The organism is Pseudanabaena sp. FACHB-2040, from assembly GCF_014696715.1.
GTDB lineage: Bacteria > Cyanobacteriota > Cyanobacteriia > Phormidesmidales > Phormidesmidaceae > JACVSF01.
In genome coordinates, this window is record NZ_JACJQO010000019.1 from 306,257 (window position 1) to 323,003 (window position 16,747).

Genomic DNA, 16,747 nt, shown 5'->3' on the forward strand with positions numbered 1-16,747 from the left:
CCTTTAGCGGCATAATCACGTAGGTAGCGATCCGTTAATCAGGTCGTCAAACACCCAGGTCGTCAAACACCATGATCGAAGTTGAGCATCTCAGTAAACACTACGGTTCTACCGCCGCCATTCGGGATGTGACATTCCGGGTTGAGCCGGGCGAAATTTTGGGCTTTTTAGGGCCGAATGGGGCGGGTAAAACTACTACCATGCGAATTTTGTCGGGCTATCTGCCTGCCACCGAAGGCACCGCCCGCATTGCTGGATACGACGTTCACACAGATTCAATGGCGGTGCGGCAGCGCATTGGCTATCTGCCGGAGTCGCCACCGCTGTATCCAGAGATGACTGTCGAGGGCTTTCTCCATTTTGTGGGGCAGATTAAGGGCGTAGCGGCAGGCAGCCGGGGTGAGCGGGCTGCGATCGCAATGGAGCGCTGCGGCCTCATCCACAAGCGATCGGTGCTGATCCGCAAACTCTCCAAGGGTTATCGTCAGCGAGTGGGTATTGCTCAGGCCATCATTCACGATCCGCCCGTGATTATTCTCGACGAACCTACGGTGGGCCTCGACCCCCGGCAGATTACAGAGGTGCGGCAGCTAATTAAAAGCCTAGCCGGAGACCACACAATTATTCTCTCAACCCACATTCTGCCTGAGGTCAGCATGACCTGTGGTCGGGTTGCCATCATCAGCCGGGGGGAAGTAGTTGCTACGGATGCGCCTGAAAACCTGATGACCCGACTAGCGGGGGAACTGTCCTACGAAATCGAGGTTCGAGGCGACGGCGAGACTGTCCGTAACGTGCTAGAGTCCGTCGCGCCGATTCGACGGATTGGCGCGCTAGAGGGTGACGCCATGCCCGCATCCCACCAGCGGCTGCAGGTCGTGTTTGACTCAGAGCAAGATCCGGGAGGTGCGATCGCAGCCGCTCTGGTTCAAGCCGGTTTAGAGCTATTTGAGCTGCGCCGCCACCGGGCCAGCCTAGAAGAAGTCTTTTTGAACCTGACAACTGAAGAGGCTACTGAGGGGCCTGCCCCCTTAGAGCCCAACGACTTCGCAGCTCCTCCAACCGAGACGGCTGAACCCACTGCCTCTCTTTAAGGTCTTTTTCACATCCCTTCACTGAGCGAGCCAACTACACGCTATGGGAATCGTTTTTGCCAACATTCTGGCCATTTATCAGCGGGAACTGCGGAGCTACTTTGGCTCACCCCTGGCTTATATCATTGCTGGGGTGTTTTGGCTGCTGGGCGGGTTTTTCCTGGCTGCTATTTTGCTAGGCCCCCAGGGAATCATTGCCCAGATTGCCGCTGCCGACCAGGCGCAGCAGGCAGGCATGGCTGCTACCCCCTCCTTTGATGTCGCCTACGAATTTCTCAAAGCCTACGTTGGTCTGCTAGGGTCGCTGTCAATGTTTGTACTGCCCATGCTCTCAATGGGGCTCTATGCCGACGAGCGCAAGCAAGGCACCCTAGAGCTGCTGGCCACCTCTCCCGTAACTAACTGGGCCGTCGCCCTGGGCAAACTGCTGGCGGTTTTAACCTTCTATGTCGCTATGATCTTACCCCTGATGGTTTGTCAGGCGGTCGCCCTAGGGGCAGCCAATCCTCCGTTAGGGCCCGGCATTTTTCTGCTTAGTCACTTGGGGCTAGTGCTTCTGGCCGCTAGCGTATTGTCTCTGGGTATGTTTATCTCCTCTTTGACTGGCAGCACTGTGCTAGCTGCGATCATGACCTTTGCTCTAATTTTAATGCTGTGGCTGATTGATGCCATAGCCCAAGGATTGGGTGGGGGACTGGGCGGTGCGCTGGGCCACCTCTCTCTGCTAAAACACTTCACAGAGTTTACAGAGGGCATCTTCGACACCAGTGGGCTGATTCTTTTTGTGTCTTACATTGTTTTGGGCCTTTACCTGACGGCCCAGTCGGTTGAAACCCTGCGATTCCAGCGGGCCTAGGGCAGCGATTGGAGGAAACCTATGAAAACTATCGTGGCCTATCGCCAATATCTCAAGTACCTAGCCCTGCTAGGCCTGCTGCTCTCGACCGCCGGACTGGTGGTGGGGGTGGCTTCTAGCTGGGGCTGGCTGTCAGCGGGCCTGCTATTTGGGGGGCTAGGTCTGCTGCTGGTGGGCTTAGCATTTAGTGATGTCGTGCAGGGGCGCTTTTGGCAGCAGCGCTCGACTGAGGCCGGAGCCAATGCCCTGATAGCAACGCTAGCGGTGCTGATCATTCTGGCTCTGCTCAACGTTCTGGCCGTGCGCTACTCCAGCCGCATTGATGTAACGGAAAACCAGATCTTCACTCTGGCCCCCCAGTCTCGGCAGCTGGTGCAGACTTTGGAGCAGCCTGCCCGAGCCGTGATCTTCGACGTCGCTCAAAATGCCCAGGACCGACAGCTGCTAGAAAGCTATCAGCGGGCAGGCAGCAACTTTGCCTACGAGTACGTTGACCCCTACGCCAACCCTCAGCTAGCTCAGCGGTTTGAGGCAACCCGTCCGGGCATGGCCTTTTTAGAGTTGGGCGACCGGCGGGAGTTTCTGCAGAATATTAGTCCCCAAGAACGTCTTTCAGAGCGCACGCTAACAAACACACTAGATCAGCTAGTGAGCGATCGCACCTTGACGGTCTACTTCACTCAGGGCCACCGAGAATTTCCCATTGATGGCAGTGAGGCAGGCTTTTCTCAAGCTGTCGCAGCCCTAGAGGAGAAAAACTACACCGTTAGACCCCTCAACTTAGCTGAAACACCCCAAGTGCCCGAAGACGCCAGCTTGGTTGTCGTCGCTGGCCCGGCCCAGGAGTTCTTTGCCCCTGAGGTCGCAGCGCTTCAAAGCTATCTCGATCGAGGCGGCAGTCTCATGTTGCTGATCGATCCGCGCACCAATCCTGGATTGGGCAACCTGCTCGATCGCTGGGGGGTCACGCTTGACGAACGCATTGTGCTCGATACCTCCGGCGCAGGTCAGCTCGTGGGCTTAGGCCCGGCCGCACCGCTGGTCACCGACTACGGTAGCCATCCCATCACCCAGGATTTTCGAGGCGGTCGCTCTTTCTATCCGCTGGCTCGCCCGGTAGAGGTGGAGGCCCTGCCCGATATCACTGCCGTGCCGTTGCTGCAGACCAATCCCCAGAGCCGGGCAGAGGCGATTTCTGAGAGCGGCGAGCTGCAGTACGACCCCAATGCAGTGCCAGAAGGATCGTTTACCCTAGGAGTCGCCCTCAGTCGCCCGGTGGACGCAGCTGCTCCAGACCAGTCGCAGACGGCTGAGGCTGAAGAAGCTGCCCCTGAAGCCCGCATGGTTGTGATTGGCAACGCCAGTTTTGCTACCGATGGTTTATTTGATCAGCAGCTCAACGGCGATGTCTTCCTTAATGCCGTGAGTTGGTTGGGCCAGCAAAACGATGCCGTCCTGTCCATCCGGCCTAGGACGGTGACCAATCGCCGCATCACCATGACGGTGCAGCAGCAGCTTGGCCTAGGCGTGTTTTCCTTGCTGGTGCTGCCGCTGATTGGGTTTGCGATGGCGCTAGTGATGTGGTTGCGGCGACGCTAGCAGCCATCTTCTGAAGCGGCAGCCCGCAGTGGCAGCTCGTCTTTACTCGGTAGGGCTGTGGATCCTCCTACCCTCTTGTCTATGCCCACTCTTTTTAACGGTTAATCGACCTATCCGACCATGAAACTGCAACGAAATACGGTCGTGCTGCTAGGCATTGCCCTACTGCTGGGGGCAGGGGTAATGGTGTCGGAGGCCCAGAGGCGCTCGTCTTCTGAGGCCCCTCCAACCCAATCTGCTGGCAACCCCATCTTTGGCTTTGCTGAGGCAGATGTGGTCTCTCTAGTCGTCGAGCGCGACGGCGAAACTCTAGCTTTTGAGCGAGATGATCAGAACACCTGGCAGATGGTGCAGCCTGTGCAAGCTATAGCCGAGGAAGGAGCCGTTGCCTTTCTGCTAAGTCGCCTGACAAGTGATGCCCCGGTTCAAGAACTGACGCTGAACCCCGATCAGCAGGCTGAGTTTGGCTTCACGCCACCCTCTGGCACCATCGAACTCGCCCTAGCAGACGGCACCCGCCATACTCTCGTCTTAGGAGGCAAGGACTTCAGTGGTACTGCCCTCTATGCGCTGATCGATCCGGAGCAGGTGCCGCTGCCTGAAGACGCTGGGGAGGTGCCCCTCTATGTCGTGTCTCTTGACGTGGCAAACGGGGTCAACCGTCCTTTGGCAGAGTGGCAAGTTGCTACAGATGCGCCAGCCAGCACCCCCACTAGCGAGGCTTCGACTGAGGAGCCAGCAACGCCTGCAGCCGAAGATACCACTCAGGAGTCTCCAGAAGCTGCACCTGAAGAGCCAACGGCAGAAGAGGGTGAATCTGCACCACCGACTACTCCTTAAAGGTTTTCAGCTTTGGCTTCTGGAGCACAAAAACTGAAGCCCAGAAAACGGACTGGCCCGGAACCGAATGATAGGCTAGCGAAGCGCCTGCATGAAAAGATCGCTATGAGTGTTCCTACGGCAACCCTATTAATTTCCTGCCCCGATCAGAGAGGGTTGGTGGCAAAAATTGCCAGCTTTATTTACTCCAATGGCGGCAATATTGTTCACGCCGACCAGCATCGGGACGAAGAGGCGGGGCTGTTTTTGTCACGACTGGAGTGGCAGCTAGAGGGATTTAACCTGCCTAGGGAGCTAATTGGTCCGGCTTTTAATGCGATCGCACAGCCCCTAGGAGCCGACTGGCGACTGCAGTTTTCTGATGCCGTGCCCCGCATCGCTATCTGGGTCAGCCGTCAAGATCACTGCCTCTTAGATCTGCTCTGGCGACACAAGGCAGGGGAGTTAGCTGGGCACATTCCGCTAATCATCAGCAACCACCCCAACCTCAAGCCCATTGCCGACCAGTTTGGCATCGACTATCACCATATTCCCGTCACTGCCGAGACCAAAGCTGAGCAGGAAGCTCAGCAGGCTAAGCTGCTGCGGCAGTACCAGATCGACTTAGTAGTGCTGGCTAAATACATGCAGGTGCTCTCGCCCGATTTTGTGGCTCAGTTTCCCAGCATCATCAACATTCACCACTCATTTTTGCCCGCCTTTGTTGGGGCCAATCCTTATCACCGCGCTTACGAACGGGGTGTCAAGATCATTGGGGCTACCGCCCACTACGTCACCTCTGACCTAGATGCAGGCCCCATTATTGAGCAAGACGTCGTTCGCATTAGCCACCGCGACGAGGTCAAAGACCTAATTCGCAAGGGCAAAGATCTAGAGCGCATGGTGCTGGCTCGTGCAGTCAGGCTACACCTACAAAACCGCACCCTGATCTACGGCAACCGAACCGTCGTGTTTGCTTAGCACAAGAGTTTTAGGTGGCATCACAAAAATGGGACGGAATTACTCCGTCCCATCAATGCATCAAGACCTGATTAAATTCAACGTATTTTCTGAGTTCTTAGAGACGGGATTAATCGCGTCTCTAAGCCTCGTACTCATCGTGAAGCCGATTTAGCCTAGCGCCTCAGCACCAGACACAACTTCCAGAAGTTCCTGCGTGATGGCGGCCTGACGGGCCTTATTGTAAGAGAGCGTCAGATCTTTAGCCAGTTCCTTAGCGTTGTCGCTGGCGTTGTTCATGGCAGTCATTCGAGCCGCTAGTTCGCTGGCGGCCGATTCCTGCAGCGCCCGCAGAATCTGGTTATTCAGATAAAGCGGCAGCAGCGCATCTAGAATCTGCACCGGATCTTGCTCAAAGATCATGTCTTGGGGCAGAGACTGCAGCGGAGACTGCACCTTCTCACGGGCTACCTCAAAGGCACCGCCGCGAGTTGTCAGCCGGAAAATTTCATCGTCTGCGGCTTCTAGCCCTTGAGGGTCGAGCGGCAGCAGAGTTTGAATGACAGGGCGAGAGCTGACTAGGGAAACGAAGCGGGTATACACTAGCTCCACCCGGTCAACCGACTCCGAAAGAAACAGAGAGAGCAGCTGATCAGCAATCCGAGAGGCCTCATCAGCCGTTGGGATTTGCTCTAGGCCGGTGAAGGTGGCATCAATCGGCTGGCTGCGTCGCTGGAAGTACTGGGTAGCTTTGCGACCCACCAGGACGTAGTTGTAAGCAACCCCTTCTGCAGCCAGTTCTTTGGCTCGCAGCTCGGCGCGACGAATGACGTTTGTGTTGTAACCGCCGCATAGACCCCGGTCGCCGGAAATAACCAGCAAACCGACCCGCTCAACCTCGCGCTTTCGCAGCAGGGGCAGATCTGCCTCCTCAAACCGCAGCCGGGTTTGCAGGCCATAGAGCACCTGAGCTAGCCGATCCGCAAAAGGCCGGGTAGCAATCACCTGCTCCTGGGCCCGACGGACTTTGGCGGCTGCCACGAGGCGCATCGCTTCAGTAATTTTGCGCGTGTTCTTGACGGACTGGATGCGATCGCGAATCGCTTTTAAGTTTGGCATAGCTTCTTCTCACCAATCGGGTTGTTGGTCGGCAGGGTTAAACTGCCTACCGACCAGGGCAGTGTCTAGACTGCGGCCATGAAAGCTTGCTTGGCTTCGTTAATGGCGTCTTTCAGCAGCGTTTCGCTCTCATCCGACAGCTTCTTCTCACTGCGAATCAGCTCAGCAAACTGGGGCTTGCTGTTACGCAGGTATTCGCGCAGTTCCTTAGCAAAGTCGGTGACTTTGGCTACCGGCACCTCATCCATATAGCCGTTAATGCCGGCATAGATGATAGCGACCTGCTCTTCGACTGGCAGGGGAGAGTACTGGGCCTGCTTCAGCAGTTCCCGCAGCCGCTGGCCTCGGGCTAGCTGCTTCTGAGTAGCTGGATCCAGGTCAGAGGCAAACTGGGAGAATGCCTGCAGTTCGTCGAACTGAGCCAATTCCAGCTTCACCTTACCGGCAACCTGCTTCATTGCCTTAATCTGAGCGGCAGAACCCACGCGGGAGACCGAAATACCGGCGTTAATAGCAGGGCGCAAACCCGAGTTAAATAGGTCAGAGGAGAGGAAGATCTGACCATCGGTGATAGAGATCACGTTGGTGGGAATGTAGGCAGATACGTCGCCAGCCTGGGTTTCGATGATCGGCAGGGCGGTCATGCTGCCCTCACCCAGTTCGGGGCTAAGCTTAGCAGCCCGCTCTAGGAGGCGAGAGTGTAGGTAGAACACATCGCCGGGGTAGGCTTCCCGACCGGGCGGACGACGCAGCAGCAAGGACATCTGACGGTAAGCGTTGGCCTGTTTGGAAAGGTCGTCGTAGATCACCAGGGTGTGACGGCCCTTGTACATGAAGTACTCGGCCAGAGATGCCCCAGTGTAGGGAGCTAAGTACTGCAGAGACGCGGGTTCGTTGGCGTTAGCAGCCACTACGATGGTGTACTCCATCGCACCACGCTCTTCCAGCACGTTGACAATCTGAGCGACAGAAGACGCTTTTTGGCCGATGGCTACGTAAACGCAAACCACGTTCTCAGACTTCTGGTTGAGAATGGTGTCGATTGCGATCGCAGTCTTACCCGTCTGCCGGTCTCCGATAATCAGCTCTCGCTGACCCCGACCGATGGGAATCATCGCGTCGATAGCGGTAATCCCAGTTTGCAGCGGCTCATACACCGACTTCCGCTGAATGATGCCAGGAGCGGGAGACTCAAGCAGGCGGCTATCAGAAACCTGAATGTCGCCTTTGCCGTCAATGGGGCGGGCCAAAGCATCTACTACCCGACCCAGCATAGCGTCGCCTACGGGAATAGACGCAATTTTGCCAGTAGCGTTTACGGCGCTACCTTCTTGAATATTGACCCCGTCGCCCATCATCACGGCACCAACGTTGTCTTCTTCCAAGTTCAGAGCGATACCAATCGTACCGTCTTCGAACTCAAGCAGTTCGCTGGCCATGACCTGCTCGAGGCCATAGATGCGGGCAATACCGTCACCTACCTGGAGCACGGTTCCTACATTAGAAACCTTGACATCCTGGTTGTACTGCTCAATCTGCTGCCGAATAATGCTGCTAATTTCGTCAGGTCTGATGCTAACCATAGGAGTTGCTCTGCTAAACCTAAGTGAAAACTAAATGACTTTAACTGCCCTAATTAGGCAGGCGCGCCCAATTGCATACCAATACGACGGAGCTGTCCCCGCAGACTGGCATCAATGACTTGAGAGCCGACTTTAATAATCAGCCCACCCAACAACGACGGATCTACCTGAACTGAGAGATCTACCTGCCGAGCTTGAGAAATTTGAATCACCCGCTGCTTAATCGCCTCTTTCTGCTCGTCAGACAGTTCCACTGCAGACGTCACCTCTGCCAAAACTGTCTGATTGAGTTCGCGCAGCAGCGCCTGATATTGCCGCAAAATACCCTCTAGAAAACCAATGCGGCCCCGATCTACCAGGAGCATCAAAAAATTGGCAACGAAGGGGCTCACCTGATCTGCAGTGATTTGGCTTAAAACTCCCTTCTTGGCCTCAGAACCCACTAGAGGGTTGCTTAAGAACAGAGCCAATTCATCGGAAGATCCTAGGAGCTCAAGAATACGGCTGGATTCTTCCCCAACTTGATCTGTCAGGTTGTTGTCCTTAGCAAGGGACATCAGTGCCTGAGCATAGGGTGCAGAAACTTCAGATGTAATCGTGCTGTCATTCACTAGCGATCTCCTCCCAACTGAGCGATGCTGGCATCTACCAAGCGAGTCTGAACGTCACCCTGGAGGCGATTGGGCAATTCAGCCTCAGCCCGCTCAACAGCTGCCGCTGAAATTTGCTGTCTCAGCTCCCGCACAATGCGCTCCTGCTGAGAGGTCAAATCCTGAGCAGCATTGGCCTTGAGCCGTTCTACATCGGCTTGGGCCTGCATAAGAATAGCTTCCCTCGCTCGGGCAGCAGATTGCTCACCGTTGGCCAAAATTTGCTGGGCCTCATCTTGGGCCAACGCTAGCCTCTGTTGCTGCTCTGCTAACGCTGACGCTGCTTCCTGCTTGCGCCGCTCTGCGTCCCGAATAGACTCTTCGATAGTCGCTTTCCGTGTTGACAGGGTATTGCCAAGGAACTTACGACCGAAGTAAACCAGAATGCCGATCACAAGGGCTAAGTTAATGAGGTTGGTCTCAAGAATGTCAAAGTTAAGACCAAATCCCCCTTCTGTAGCTAGAAACCAACCAATATCCATACTTTTCATCCGTCAAGGGCGCAATCAGTCAAAAGAAAAGCAGCCGCAAAGAAGAACTGAGGCAGCAGCCTGACCAAACGTTAAGCAGCAATAGAGCTGAGTAGCTTGTCTAGAATCTGACGGCTCAGATCGTCAACCTGCTGCTGCAGCGTACCTAGAGCAGCCTGCTTTTGTTCGTCTAGTTCCCGCTGGACCTGCTCTCGCTGAGCCTGAGCTTCTTGCTGAGCCTCAGCAATGGTTTTAGCAGCCATTTTCTGGGCAGACTCTTGAGCATCTGCAATAACAGACTGCACCTTGCGGCGAGAATCGGCCAGTTCTTGCTCGTACTGCTTTGCCAACTGCTCAGCCTTGGCTAGACGCTCTTGAGCATCAACTTTATTGTTACGGACGTAGCTATCCCGCTCGTCAATTGCCTTGCCCAACGGCTTATAAAAAATAGCGTTGAGAATAACCGCCAGCAAAATAAACTGAACGGCCATCAAGGGCAGAGTGGCATCTAGGTCAAACAGACCCCCACCCTCTTCTGCTGCTTCTGCTGCTTCTACGGCTAATAGCCAGATCGAGTCAATCATCCCTACCAACCCTCCCCTTTTTCGAGAGGGACTGTGTGAACACGACTTAGATAACAAAAAGAGTTAAACGAGGGGGAGCATGGCCCCCCCTTTGGCATTTATCCAACCGGCTTAGCTAAAGGGGTTGGCAAACAGCAGCACCAGTGCAACCACCAGACCATAAATGGTGAGTGCTTCCATGAAAGCCAAGCTCAGCAGGAGCGTGCCGCGAATTTTACCCTCAGCTTCGGGCTGGCGAGCAATTCCTTCTACAGCTTGACCAGCGGCATTACCTTGACCAATACCAGGGCCAATAGCTGCCAGACCTACTGCAAAAGCAGCAGCCAAAACAGAAGCGCTTGCGACAATCGGATCCATGTCCTTACCTCGATTTGAACAATTAACAACAAGCCAACTAGCTCACATACACAAGAGACCGAGGTCTCTCACAGTGCGGCCCTTACAACCGCAGGAACTGATAGGGTTAGTGACTACCAGTCAGCGGGCATTCAACTGGGCGATCGCTTGGAGATCACCCATGCTCTTCTCCACCGTGCCCTTCAATGGCTTCCCCAATGTAGGCGGCGGCCAGGGTTGCAAAAATCAGAGCCTGAATGGCGCTGGTAAACAACCCAAGGATCATCACTGGTAGGGGTACGAAGAGAGGTACCAGCAGCACCAGTACAGCCACCACAAGCTCATCCGCCAAGATGTTGCCAAACAGACGGAAGCTCAGGGAAAGGGGCTTGGTGAAATCTTCTAAAACGTTGATGGGCAGCAGAATTGGGGTTGGCTCAATGTACTTAGCGAAGTACCCCAATCCTCGATTGCTAAACCCGGCATAGAAATAGGCCAGGGAAGTCAGCAGCGCCAGCGCCACCGTCGTATTAATGTCGTTGGTTGGGGCAGCTAGTTCACCAGATGGTATGTGAATTAGCTTCCAAGGAATGAGGGCCCCCGACCAGTTGGAAACAAAAATGAATAGGAACAGGGTTCCAACGAAGGGCACCCAGGGCCGGTATTCTTTTTCACCAATCTGGTCTTTAGCCAGATCCCGAATAAACTCCAGCGCGTACTCCATCAAGTTCTGTATTCCTGACGGAATCCGTTGGATGTTGCGGGTCGCCAATAGGGAGACGATGACCAAAAGACCAATCACGAACCAGGAGGTCAAAAAGACTTGTCCGTGTAGCTTTAGGTTACCGATCTGCCAGTAAAAGTGCTCGCCAACTTCCAGTTTGGCAAGCGTTATGTAGGGTAAGGCGTGAATATTGATTAACATCTCCACCAAACTTAAGATTTCCGCAGGAATCCACGAGAAAAAGGATGCTAGACTACCGAATTAAGACTCTATTCGGGTAGAACAGAGGTCCAAAGAGTATAGGCAATCAGCGCGGCTTTATAGGTCAAAAACCCGAGGAAAACGGGCATGACTTGGAGCTGGTTCCATTGAGTTGCCACTAAGATAAGGCCAATGAACAGGGCTAAGCGGCCACTGCCAATCTTTTGGCGGCCTCGTCCCAAGTCGGCTACATTTTTAGCCAACATTCTCAAGTAAACCACACCTGTGCACGCCCCAATCAGATAATTCAGAGCAATGTCTAAGGAGTAAAATCCCCAGACAGAGAAAAAGATGATGATGGTGAAAACCAGCGTACAAATCAGCAAGTTTTGCTGAAGCCGAAAGTACTCCCCCATCGCAGAGTCAGAGGGAGGGGGCAAGTTAGGGGCAGCTTCGGCAGGCTGCTCCTGGTCGTCTGGCTTTTCGTCGAGTGGGGCTCTAGATACCGTCACCGAATCTCTGAAATCCCTAGTGCTGCAAGGTCTGTCGCGTTTGTAACAGACCACAGAAGATCATATCACGGCAATAATACTTAATGTTGAGGGCTCTTGGGATCTCTGGCAATTTCCTCTCAATGACAGCCAGAAATTTATCAGCCCTTCAAGTGCGTCAAACAAACTACGGCTTTAGCAGAATTAGCTGGCGTTGGAGCAGCTGCCGCACTTGGGCCAACGTTAGCTCAACAGCGGGCAAGAGATCTTTAATGGAGTTGCTGCCGTCGCCACAGGCTTCTAAAAAGGCAAATTCTGCCTCGCTTAGGTTAACGATCTGGTAGTCATAGTCAAAAATACTGCGGCTGGGCCAGCCTTCCATACAGGGGTTGCGCTTGGGCTTGGCGTTCAGCAGAGCGGCATCATCAGACCAGTCGTAACGGGGCAAGGGCGGCTTGGCTAGAAAAAACTCAAAGTGGGTAATTTCGGGGTCTAGCAGTTCGATCAGGCGATAGCGATCTTTTTCAGGCAGCTGATTGGCCCGCGCCAGCAGTTCTGGGTTGTCGCTCAGCAGCCGCTCTAGCTGCCAGACCCGAGGGTTGGAGAAGCCTAGAAACTCCAAACCAGAGGCTTCGATCAGATCAAACAGTGTATCCAGGGTGTAGTCGATCTCCTGGGGGTGTACGTACATGTCAGCGAAGCATTCATCACGCTGGTTTTCCATGGCCCAGCGCTCCTGCTCCCGACGCTTGAGACGATTACCATCGGGCAGACTGGCAAAGATCTGGCGACCAACGCTTACACCATCCTGGTAGTCGCCGCGCTGCTCCCCCTGGACCAGGGCGATTGCCTTTTGCATCAGGGCAATTTCCCAACGACCAATCGCAGCATAAACAAAGATATGAAAAATGCCGCCGGGGGCCAGTTTGTCGGCCAGGGCCTGAATGCCGCGCTTGGGGTCGGGCATGTGATGGAGTACGCCGACACAGTTGATCCAATCAAACTGTCCAGTTAGCTGGTCGACGTCGTAAATGCTTAAGTTGTAGAAGGTGGCGCGGTCGGCCCCGGAGCGACGACAGCGTTCTTGAGCAGTTGCGATCGCACGTTCACTCAAATCTATCCCTGTCACCTGCGCCTGAGGATTTAGGTGCACCAAATACTCCGTCCCCACGCCGGTGCCACAGCCCGCATCGAGGATCTTCACATCCTGCCAACCCGGGGTTTGCCCCGTACAGAAACTGTAAGCGGCCAACCAATGCCAGCGCCAGTTGTAGCCAGGTGGTGGCTCATCTAGCAGCGGTTCAGGCGGAAAAGGATAGGTGTTATACAGCTTGGCAACTGCGTCGCTAACTGACTGAGTCGGGTCCATTGGCTTGGGGCTTAAATAAAATACTTGAAATATTTTTTTGCAGAGATGAGCCTACAGGCACAAGGGGGCTTTAGAGGCATTGGCCCACATGCCTAGACACAAGCCGAGCAAAGAAGAAAATTCTGGCGAACAATTACAGCATTTGCAAATCTTAATGGAAGGCAAAAGAATACCTCAAACCCCTTATGCAGCATGGCAGGCCAGACGCCCTTCCAATCAACTTATCGCCTAAAGTGTCGGCAACTATTACAAACTACGTTACAAAACTTATCGCCACTCTCAGGCAGACTGCCGCTATCCCCTATGATCTCGAAGGGAGTAGGTCAAATCAGATGTTACACAGTTTTTAATAAAGTCGTGTTGCATCCCTGAAACGGTTTAATCTGAATCCTAGCCAGTTAATAGGCTAGTCTCCACAGTCCTGTCAGTTCTGAGCGGTTTGCCCTTCAGGTACACGCCTGAGCTATTGAGAACTGGCCTGGGACCATAACAAGTCGATGCAGTCATTAGTCCGAGTAGGGAGCCTTTGAGAACGCATGAGTGTTAAAGCAAGTGGTGGAAGCTCAGTTGCGCGGCCACAGCTCTACCAAACTCTGCCGGTCGCCACGATTTCCCAGGCCGAGCAGCAAGACCGATATATGGGTCAAGGAGAGCTTAGCGATTTAGTTACCTTTTTTAACTCTGGGCTAAATCGAGTTCAAATCGCCGAGACCCTGACTCGGTATTCAGAACTAATTGTTTCTCAGGCTGCTAACCGCATTTTTACCGGCGGTTCACCGCTGTCTTACCTGGAGAGGCCCGGTGCCCAGGAACAGATTGAGAAGACCCGAGGCGGAACCGTCCTAGATGCTCGCGAAGCTTCTAAATTAGGAACCGCTACCTATGTTGAGAGCGGAGGCGGTTTCTTTCAGGGCATTGGCAATTTGTTTAGCGCCACGCCCTCTGGCCCTATTCCCGCTGGGTTCCGGCCCATCAACGTAGCTCGCTACGGCCCCACTAATATGCAGAAATCTCTGCGGGACCTGAGCTGGTTTTTGCGCTACGTCACCTATGCAATTGTGGCGGGCGACCCCAATATCATTTCGGTAAACGTCCGGGGTCTGCGAGAAATCATTGAAAACGCCTGTTCGGGGGCAGCTACGGTTGTGGCCCTGCAAACCATGCAGGCCGCTGCTTTGGGGTATTTCAAGAACGACGCCGATGCCCAAGCCATTGTCCTGCAGTACTTTAATGTGCTGCTGACTGAATTTAGAGCGCCAACACCCTCTAACAAGGTGCGGCAGCGCCCCTCCTCCGACCTGCAAGGGCTGGAGCTACCGCAAATCTACTTCAACGCTGCCGAGCGTCGGCCCAAGTTTGTCATGAAGCCGGGCCTGTCTTCTTCTGAGAAGAACGAGGTGGTTAAGGCGGCCTATCGTCAGGTGTTTGAGCGCGATATCACCCGCGCTTATTCCTTGGGAGTTTCTGACCTAGAGTCAAAGGTCAAAAACAACGAGATCTCCATGAAGGAGTTCGTCCGACGGCTGGCCAAGTCGCCCCTTTATCGGAAAAATTTCTATGAGCCCTACATCAACAGCCGAGCTCTAGAACTAGCTTTCCGCCATATTTTGGGACGCGCTCCTAGCTCTCGGGAAGAAGTGCGCGATTACTTTGCGATCGTCTCCAAGGGTGGACTGCCTGCTCTGGTAGATGCCCTGGTTGATTCCAAGGAATACGCTGACTACTTTGGGGAAGAAACAGTGCCCTACCTGCGGGGTCTGGGCCAAGAGGCTCAGGAATGCCGCAACTGGGGCCCGCAGTTCGACCTGTTCAACTACAGCGCGCCGTTCCGTAAGAAGCCTCAGTTCATCACTCTGTTTGCTTCTTACGAACAGCCGCTGCCCGATCAGCACCCCTACGGGTCCGGCAACGATCCGCTGGAAATTCAGTTTGGGGCTATTTTCCCGAAAGAAACACGCAATCCTAGTGCCACGCCTGCTTTCTTTAGCAAAGATACCCGTCGGATCTTGATCCACCGGGGACCGGGCATCAACAACCAGCTGAGCAACCCCGCTGCTCGTGGCGAAAATCCAGGCTCTTTGGGAGCCAAGGTGTTCAAGCTGGATCAAATTCCTAGAACCGGCAATACCCAAGCCAGCATTCGCTTCTCCGAAAGCTCTACCCAAGCCGTCATCAACGCCGCTTACCGTCAGGTCTTTGGTCGTGAAGTGTACTCTGGGCAGCGCTCTAAGGTGGGCGAGATCAAGCTGGAGAACGGAGAAATTACCCTTAAGGAATTTATCCGTATCATCGCTAAGTCCGATGCCTTCCGTAAAACCTACTGGTCATCGCTGTACATCATGAAAGCGGTGGAATACATCCACCGGCGTCTACTGGGTCGTCCGACCTATGGTCGTAACGAAACCAATAAGTACTTCGATGTCTGTGCCAAGAAGGGCTTCTACGCGCTGATTGACACCATTCTTGACAGCCAGGAATACGCGGAAGCCTTTGGGGAAGACACGGTTCCCTACGAACGTTATCTGACCCCTAAGGGTCTGGCGCTACGCTCTATGCGGGCAGGCAGCCTGCCGGAGCGGGGCATGATTCCGGCTGAAGAGGTAACGCCTCGCTTCATCGAGCTAGGTTCGGTGGAAGAAGCCCGCGCGCTGCCTGAGGTGCAGCTCCGCGTTCGGCAGGGGGTCAATCGCCAGCGGCAACAGAGCAAGGTCTTCAAACTCACCAGCCTGGCCGACAAGCCCAATCTCAAGCTGGTTATTTCTGCCGCCTATCGTCAGGTGTTTGAGCGCGATATCGCCCCTTACATCATCAAGAACGAGTTTACGGCACTGGAAAGCAAGCTGAGCAATGGCGAGATCAGCGTTAAAGAGTTCATTGAAGGGCTGGGCTTCTCCCAACTCTATATCAAGGAATTTTATGCGCCCTACCCCAACACTCAGGTGATTGAGTTTGGCACTAAGCATTTCCTGGGCCGGGCTCCGCTAGATCAGGCAGAGATTCGCAAGTACAACCAGATTCTGGCGAGTGAGGGGATTAAGGGCTTTATTCGAGCCATGATCAACACGCCGGAATATGCGGAGAACTTTGGTGAGGACACCGTTCCTTACCGCCGTTTCCCAACTCTGCCCGCCGCCAACTTCCCCAACACCGAGAAGCTTTACAACCGATTGACTAAGCAAAATCGGGATCTTATTGTGCCTAGCTTCGAGCCCTCTAGGAACGGGACTGATGTCTCGCAGATGCCGCTGATGGCAGATGCGATCGCATCTAACGCCGCCGAGTCCGCCGAGCTAGTCTCCAGCCTAGGTCGCACCTCCCAGGCTGCCGATGCAGCCCTCGCCGTACAACAGCCTGTCACCCGGCTGTACCGGCTCAGTGGTGTCGCTAACATGGCTGAGCTTGAAGAGGTCTTAAACGCCCTTTACCGGCAGGTTATGGATCTCGCTGATCCGACCATTCCCCAAGATTGGCGGATGCCAGCGCTAGAAACCGAACTGCAGCAGGGCAAGCTGACCGTGCGTCAGTTCGTCCGGGCCATAGTCGCTTCGAATGTTTACTACCAGCGGTTCTGTGCTGCCTACCCGGCTCAAAAGGTGATCGACATCATGTTCCGTCACCTGCTGGGCCGTGCAGTCACCTCCGAAGGTGAGCGCCAGCGCTATGTCGATCGGCTCAACCAGCAAGGGTCTATGGCCGTTGCCGATGAGCTGCTCAACAGCGCCGAGTACCAGCGGTATTTCGGAGAAACCGGCGTGCCCTACCGTCGTAACGGGTAGATTCCTGGCATTAACTGTAGAGGTATAGGGATCCTATACCTCTACAAAGTTAGCTGGATTCGGAGACTTGCACCTCCGAATCCTTTTTGTGTCTGTCTTTCAAAAGCCTGACCGAC

At 54.4% G+C, this 16,747-nt stretch carries 15 protein-coding genes; 6 read left to right on the forward strand and 9 right to left on the reverse strand.

Translation table 11 applies throughout. The annotated features are described in order from the left end of the window. Positions 1-71: 71 nt before the first annotated feature. From H6G13_RS21590 to purU, 5 genes are all read left to right on the forward strand, one after another. Positions 72-1,094 carry an ABC transporter ATP-binding protein gene (locus tag H6G13_RS21590; RefSeq protein WP_190486668.1) on the forward strand — a complete coding sequence of 341 codons (1,023 nt, stop codon included), beginning with the start codon at positions 72-74 and terminating at the stop codon, positions 1,092-1,094. 43 nt (positions 1,095-1,137) lie between these two features. After that, entirely contained in the window at positions 1,138-1,950 is an 813-nt protein-coding gene (locus H6G13_RS21595; protein WP_190486670.1) for an ABC transporter permease, read from the forward strand. Between the two features lie 21 nt (positions 1,951-1,971). Further along, complete coding sequence (locus tag H6G13_RS21600) at positions 1,972-3,549, forward strand: Gldg family protein (protein WP_190486673.1); 1,578 nt, start codon at positions 1,972-1,974, stop codon at positions 3,547-3,549. 120 nt (positions 3,550-3,669) lie between these two features. Further along, complete coding sequence (locus tag H6G13_RS21605) at positions 3,670-4,389, forward strand: DUF4340 domain-containing protein (protein WP_190486675.1); 720 nt, start codon at positions 3,670-3,672, stop codon at positions 4,387-4,389. 105 nt (positions 4,390-4,494) lie between these two features. Continuing rightward, positions 4,495-5,349: a formyltetrahydrofolate deformylase gene (purU, locus tag H6G13_RS21610; protein WP_190486677.1), complete on the forward strand. Its 855-nt coding sequence runs from the start codon at positions 4,495-4,497 to the stop codon at positions 5,347-5,349. 150 nt (positions 5,350-5,499) lie between these two features. Here the strand turns inward: purU and H6G13_RS21615 are convergent, their stop codons facing one another. The 9 genes from H6G13_RS21615 to H6G13_RS21655 form a co-directional block, all read right to left on the reverse strand. After that, entirely contained in the window at positions 5,500-6,447 is a 948-nt protein-coding gene (locus H6G13_RS21615) for a F0F1 ATP synthase subunit gamma (RefSeq protein ID WP_190486679.1), read from the reverse strand. A gap of 65 nt (positions 6,448-6,512) precedes the next feature. Next, positions 6,513-8,030, reverse strand: a complete 1,518-nt coding sequence (gene atpA, locus H6G13_RS21620) for a F0F1 ATP synthase subunit alpha (protein ID WP_190486681.1) — start codon at positions 8,028-8,030, stop codon at positions 6,513-6,515. 53 nt (positions 8,031-8,083) lie between these two features. Beyond that, positions 8,084-8,641 (reverse strand): ATP synthase F1 subunit delta, encoded by a 558-nt coding sequence (gene atpH, locus H6G13_RS21625; protein ID WP_190486683.1) that lies wholly within the window; start codon positions 8,639-8,641, stop codon positions 8,084-8,086. Continuing rightward, the gene (locus H6G13_RS21630; protein WP_190486685.1) at positions 8,641-9,162 is read right to left on the reverse strand and encodes a F0F1 ATP synthase subunit B; all 522 of its coding nucleotides are present in this window, start codon (positions 9,160-9,162) and stop codon (positions 8,641-8,643) included. The genes atpH and H6G13_RS21630 overlap by 1 nt, the downstream gene beginning before the upstream one ends. Positions 9,163-9,242: 80 nt before the next feature. Next, the gene (locus H6G13_RS21635; protein ID WP_190486687.1) at positions 9,243-9,734 is read right to left on the reverse strand and encodes a F0F1 ATP synthase subunit B'; all 492 of its coding nucleotides are present in this window, start codon (positions 9,732-9,734) and stop codon (positions 9,243-9,245) included. Positions 9,735-9,845: 111 nt separating this feature from the next. Next, the gene (gene atpE, locus H6G13_RS21640) at positions 9,846-10,091 is read right to left on the reverse strand and encodes an ATP synthase F0 subunit C (RefSeq protein ID WP_190486689.1); all 246 of its coding nucleotides are present in this window, start codon (positions 10,089-10,091) and stop codon (positions 9,846-9,848) included. 154 nt (positions 10,092-10,245) lie between these two features. Then, positions 10,246-11,001 carry a F0F1 ATP synthase subunit A gene (atpB, locus tag H6G13_RS21645; RefSeq protein WP_190487019.1) on the reverse strand — a complete coding sequence of 252 codons (756 nt, stop codon included), beginning with the start codon at positions 10,999-11,001 and terminating at the stop codon, positions 10,246-10,248. Positions 11,002-11,063: 62 nt separating this feature from the next. Further along, positions 11,064-11,411 (reverse strand): ATP synthase subunit I, encoded by a 348-nt coding sequence (locus H6G13_RS21650; RefSeq protein ID WP_190487021.1) that lies wholly within the window; start codon positions 11,409-11,411, stop codon positions 11,064-11,066. A gap of 262 nt (positions 11,412-11,673) precedes the next feature. Continuing rightward, positions 11,674-12,855, reverse strand: a complete 1,182-nt coding sequence (locus tag H6G13_RS21655) for a class I SAM-dependent methyltransferase (protein WP_190486690.1) — start codon at positions 12,853-12,855, stop codon at positions 11,674-11,676. A gap of 536 nt (positions 12,856-13,391) precedes the next feature. On the opposite strand from H6G13_RS21655, the gene H6G13_RS21660 reads away from it, so the two are divergent. Next, positions 13,392-16,631 carry a phycobilisome rod-core linker polypeptide gene (locus H6G13_RS21660; RefSeq protein ID WP_190486692.1) on the forward strand — a complete coding sequence of 1,080 codons (3,240 nt, stop codon included), beginning with the start codon at positions 13,392-13,394 and terminating at the stop codon, positions 16,629-16,631. Positions 16,632-16,747: the final 116 nt, after the last annotated feature.

What these genes read in the sequence shown, in the direction of transcription:
- H6G13_RS21590 (WP_190486668.1), top strand. Translation starts at nt 72, where the DNA reads ATGATCGAAGTTGAGCATCTCAGTAAACACTACGGTTCTACCGCCGCC.
- H6G13_RS21595 (WP_190486670.1), top strand. Translation starts at nt 1,138, where the DNA reads ATGGGAATCGTTTTTGCCAACATTCTGGCCATTTATCAGCGGGAACTG.
- H6G13_RS21600 (WP_190486673.1), top strand. Translation starts at nt 1,972, where the DNA reads ATGAAAACTATCGTGGCCTATCGCCAATATCTCAAGTACCTAGCCCTG.
- H6G13_RS21605 (WP_190486675.1), top strand. Translation starts at nt 3,670, where the DNA reads ATGAAACTGCAACGAAATACGGTCGTGCTGCTAGGCATTGCCCTACTG.
- purU (WP_190486677.1), top strand. Translation starts at nt 4,495, where the DNA reads ATGAGTGTTCCTACGGCAACCCTATTAATTTCCTGCCCCGATCAGAGA.
- H6G13_RS21615 (WP_190486679.1), bottom strand. Translation starts at nt 6,447, where the DNA reads ATGCCAAACTTAAAAGCGATTCGCGATCGCATCCAGTCCGTCAAGAAC.
- atpA (WP_190486681.1), bottom strand. Translation starts at nt 8,030, where the DNA reads ATGGTTAGCATCAGACCTGACGAAATTAGCAGCATTATTCGGCAGCAG.
- H6G13_RS21630 (WP_190486685.1), bottom strand. Translation starts at nt 9,162, where the DNA reads ATGGATATTGGTTGGTTTCTAGCTACAGAAGGGGGATTTGGTCTTAAC.
- H6G13_RS21635 (WP_190486687.1), bottom strand. Translation starts at nt 9,734, where the DNA reads ATGATTGACTCGATCTGGCTATTAGCCGTAGAAGCAGCAGAAGCAGCA.
- atpE (WP_190486689.1), bottom strand. Translation starts at nt 10,091, where the DNA reads ATGGATCCGATTGTCGCAAGCGCTTCTGTTTTGGCTGCTGCTTTTGCA.
- H6G13_RS21650 (WP_190487021.1), bottom strand. Translation starts at nt 11,411, where the DNA reads ATGGGGGAGTACTTTCGGCTTCAGCAAAACTTGCTGATTTGTACGCTG.
- H6G13_RS21655 (WP_190486690.1), bottom strand. Translation starts at nt 12,855, where the DNA reads ATGGACCCGACTCAGTCAGTTAGCGACGCAGTTGCCAAGCTGTATAAC.
- H6G13_RS21660 (WP_190486692.1), top strand. Translation starts at nt 13,392, where the DNA reads ATGAGTGTTAAAGCAAGTGGTGGAAGCTCAGTTGCGCGGCCACAGCTC.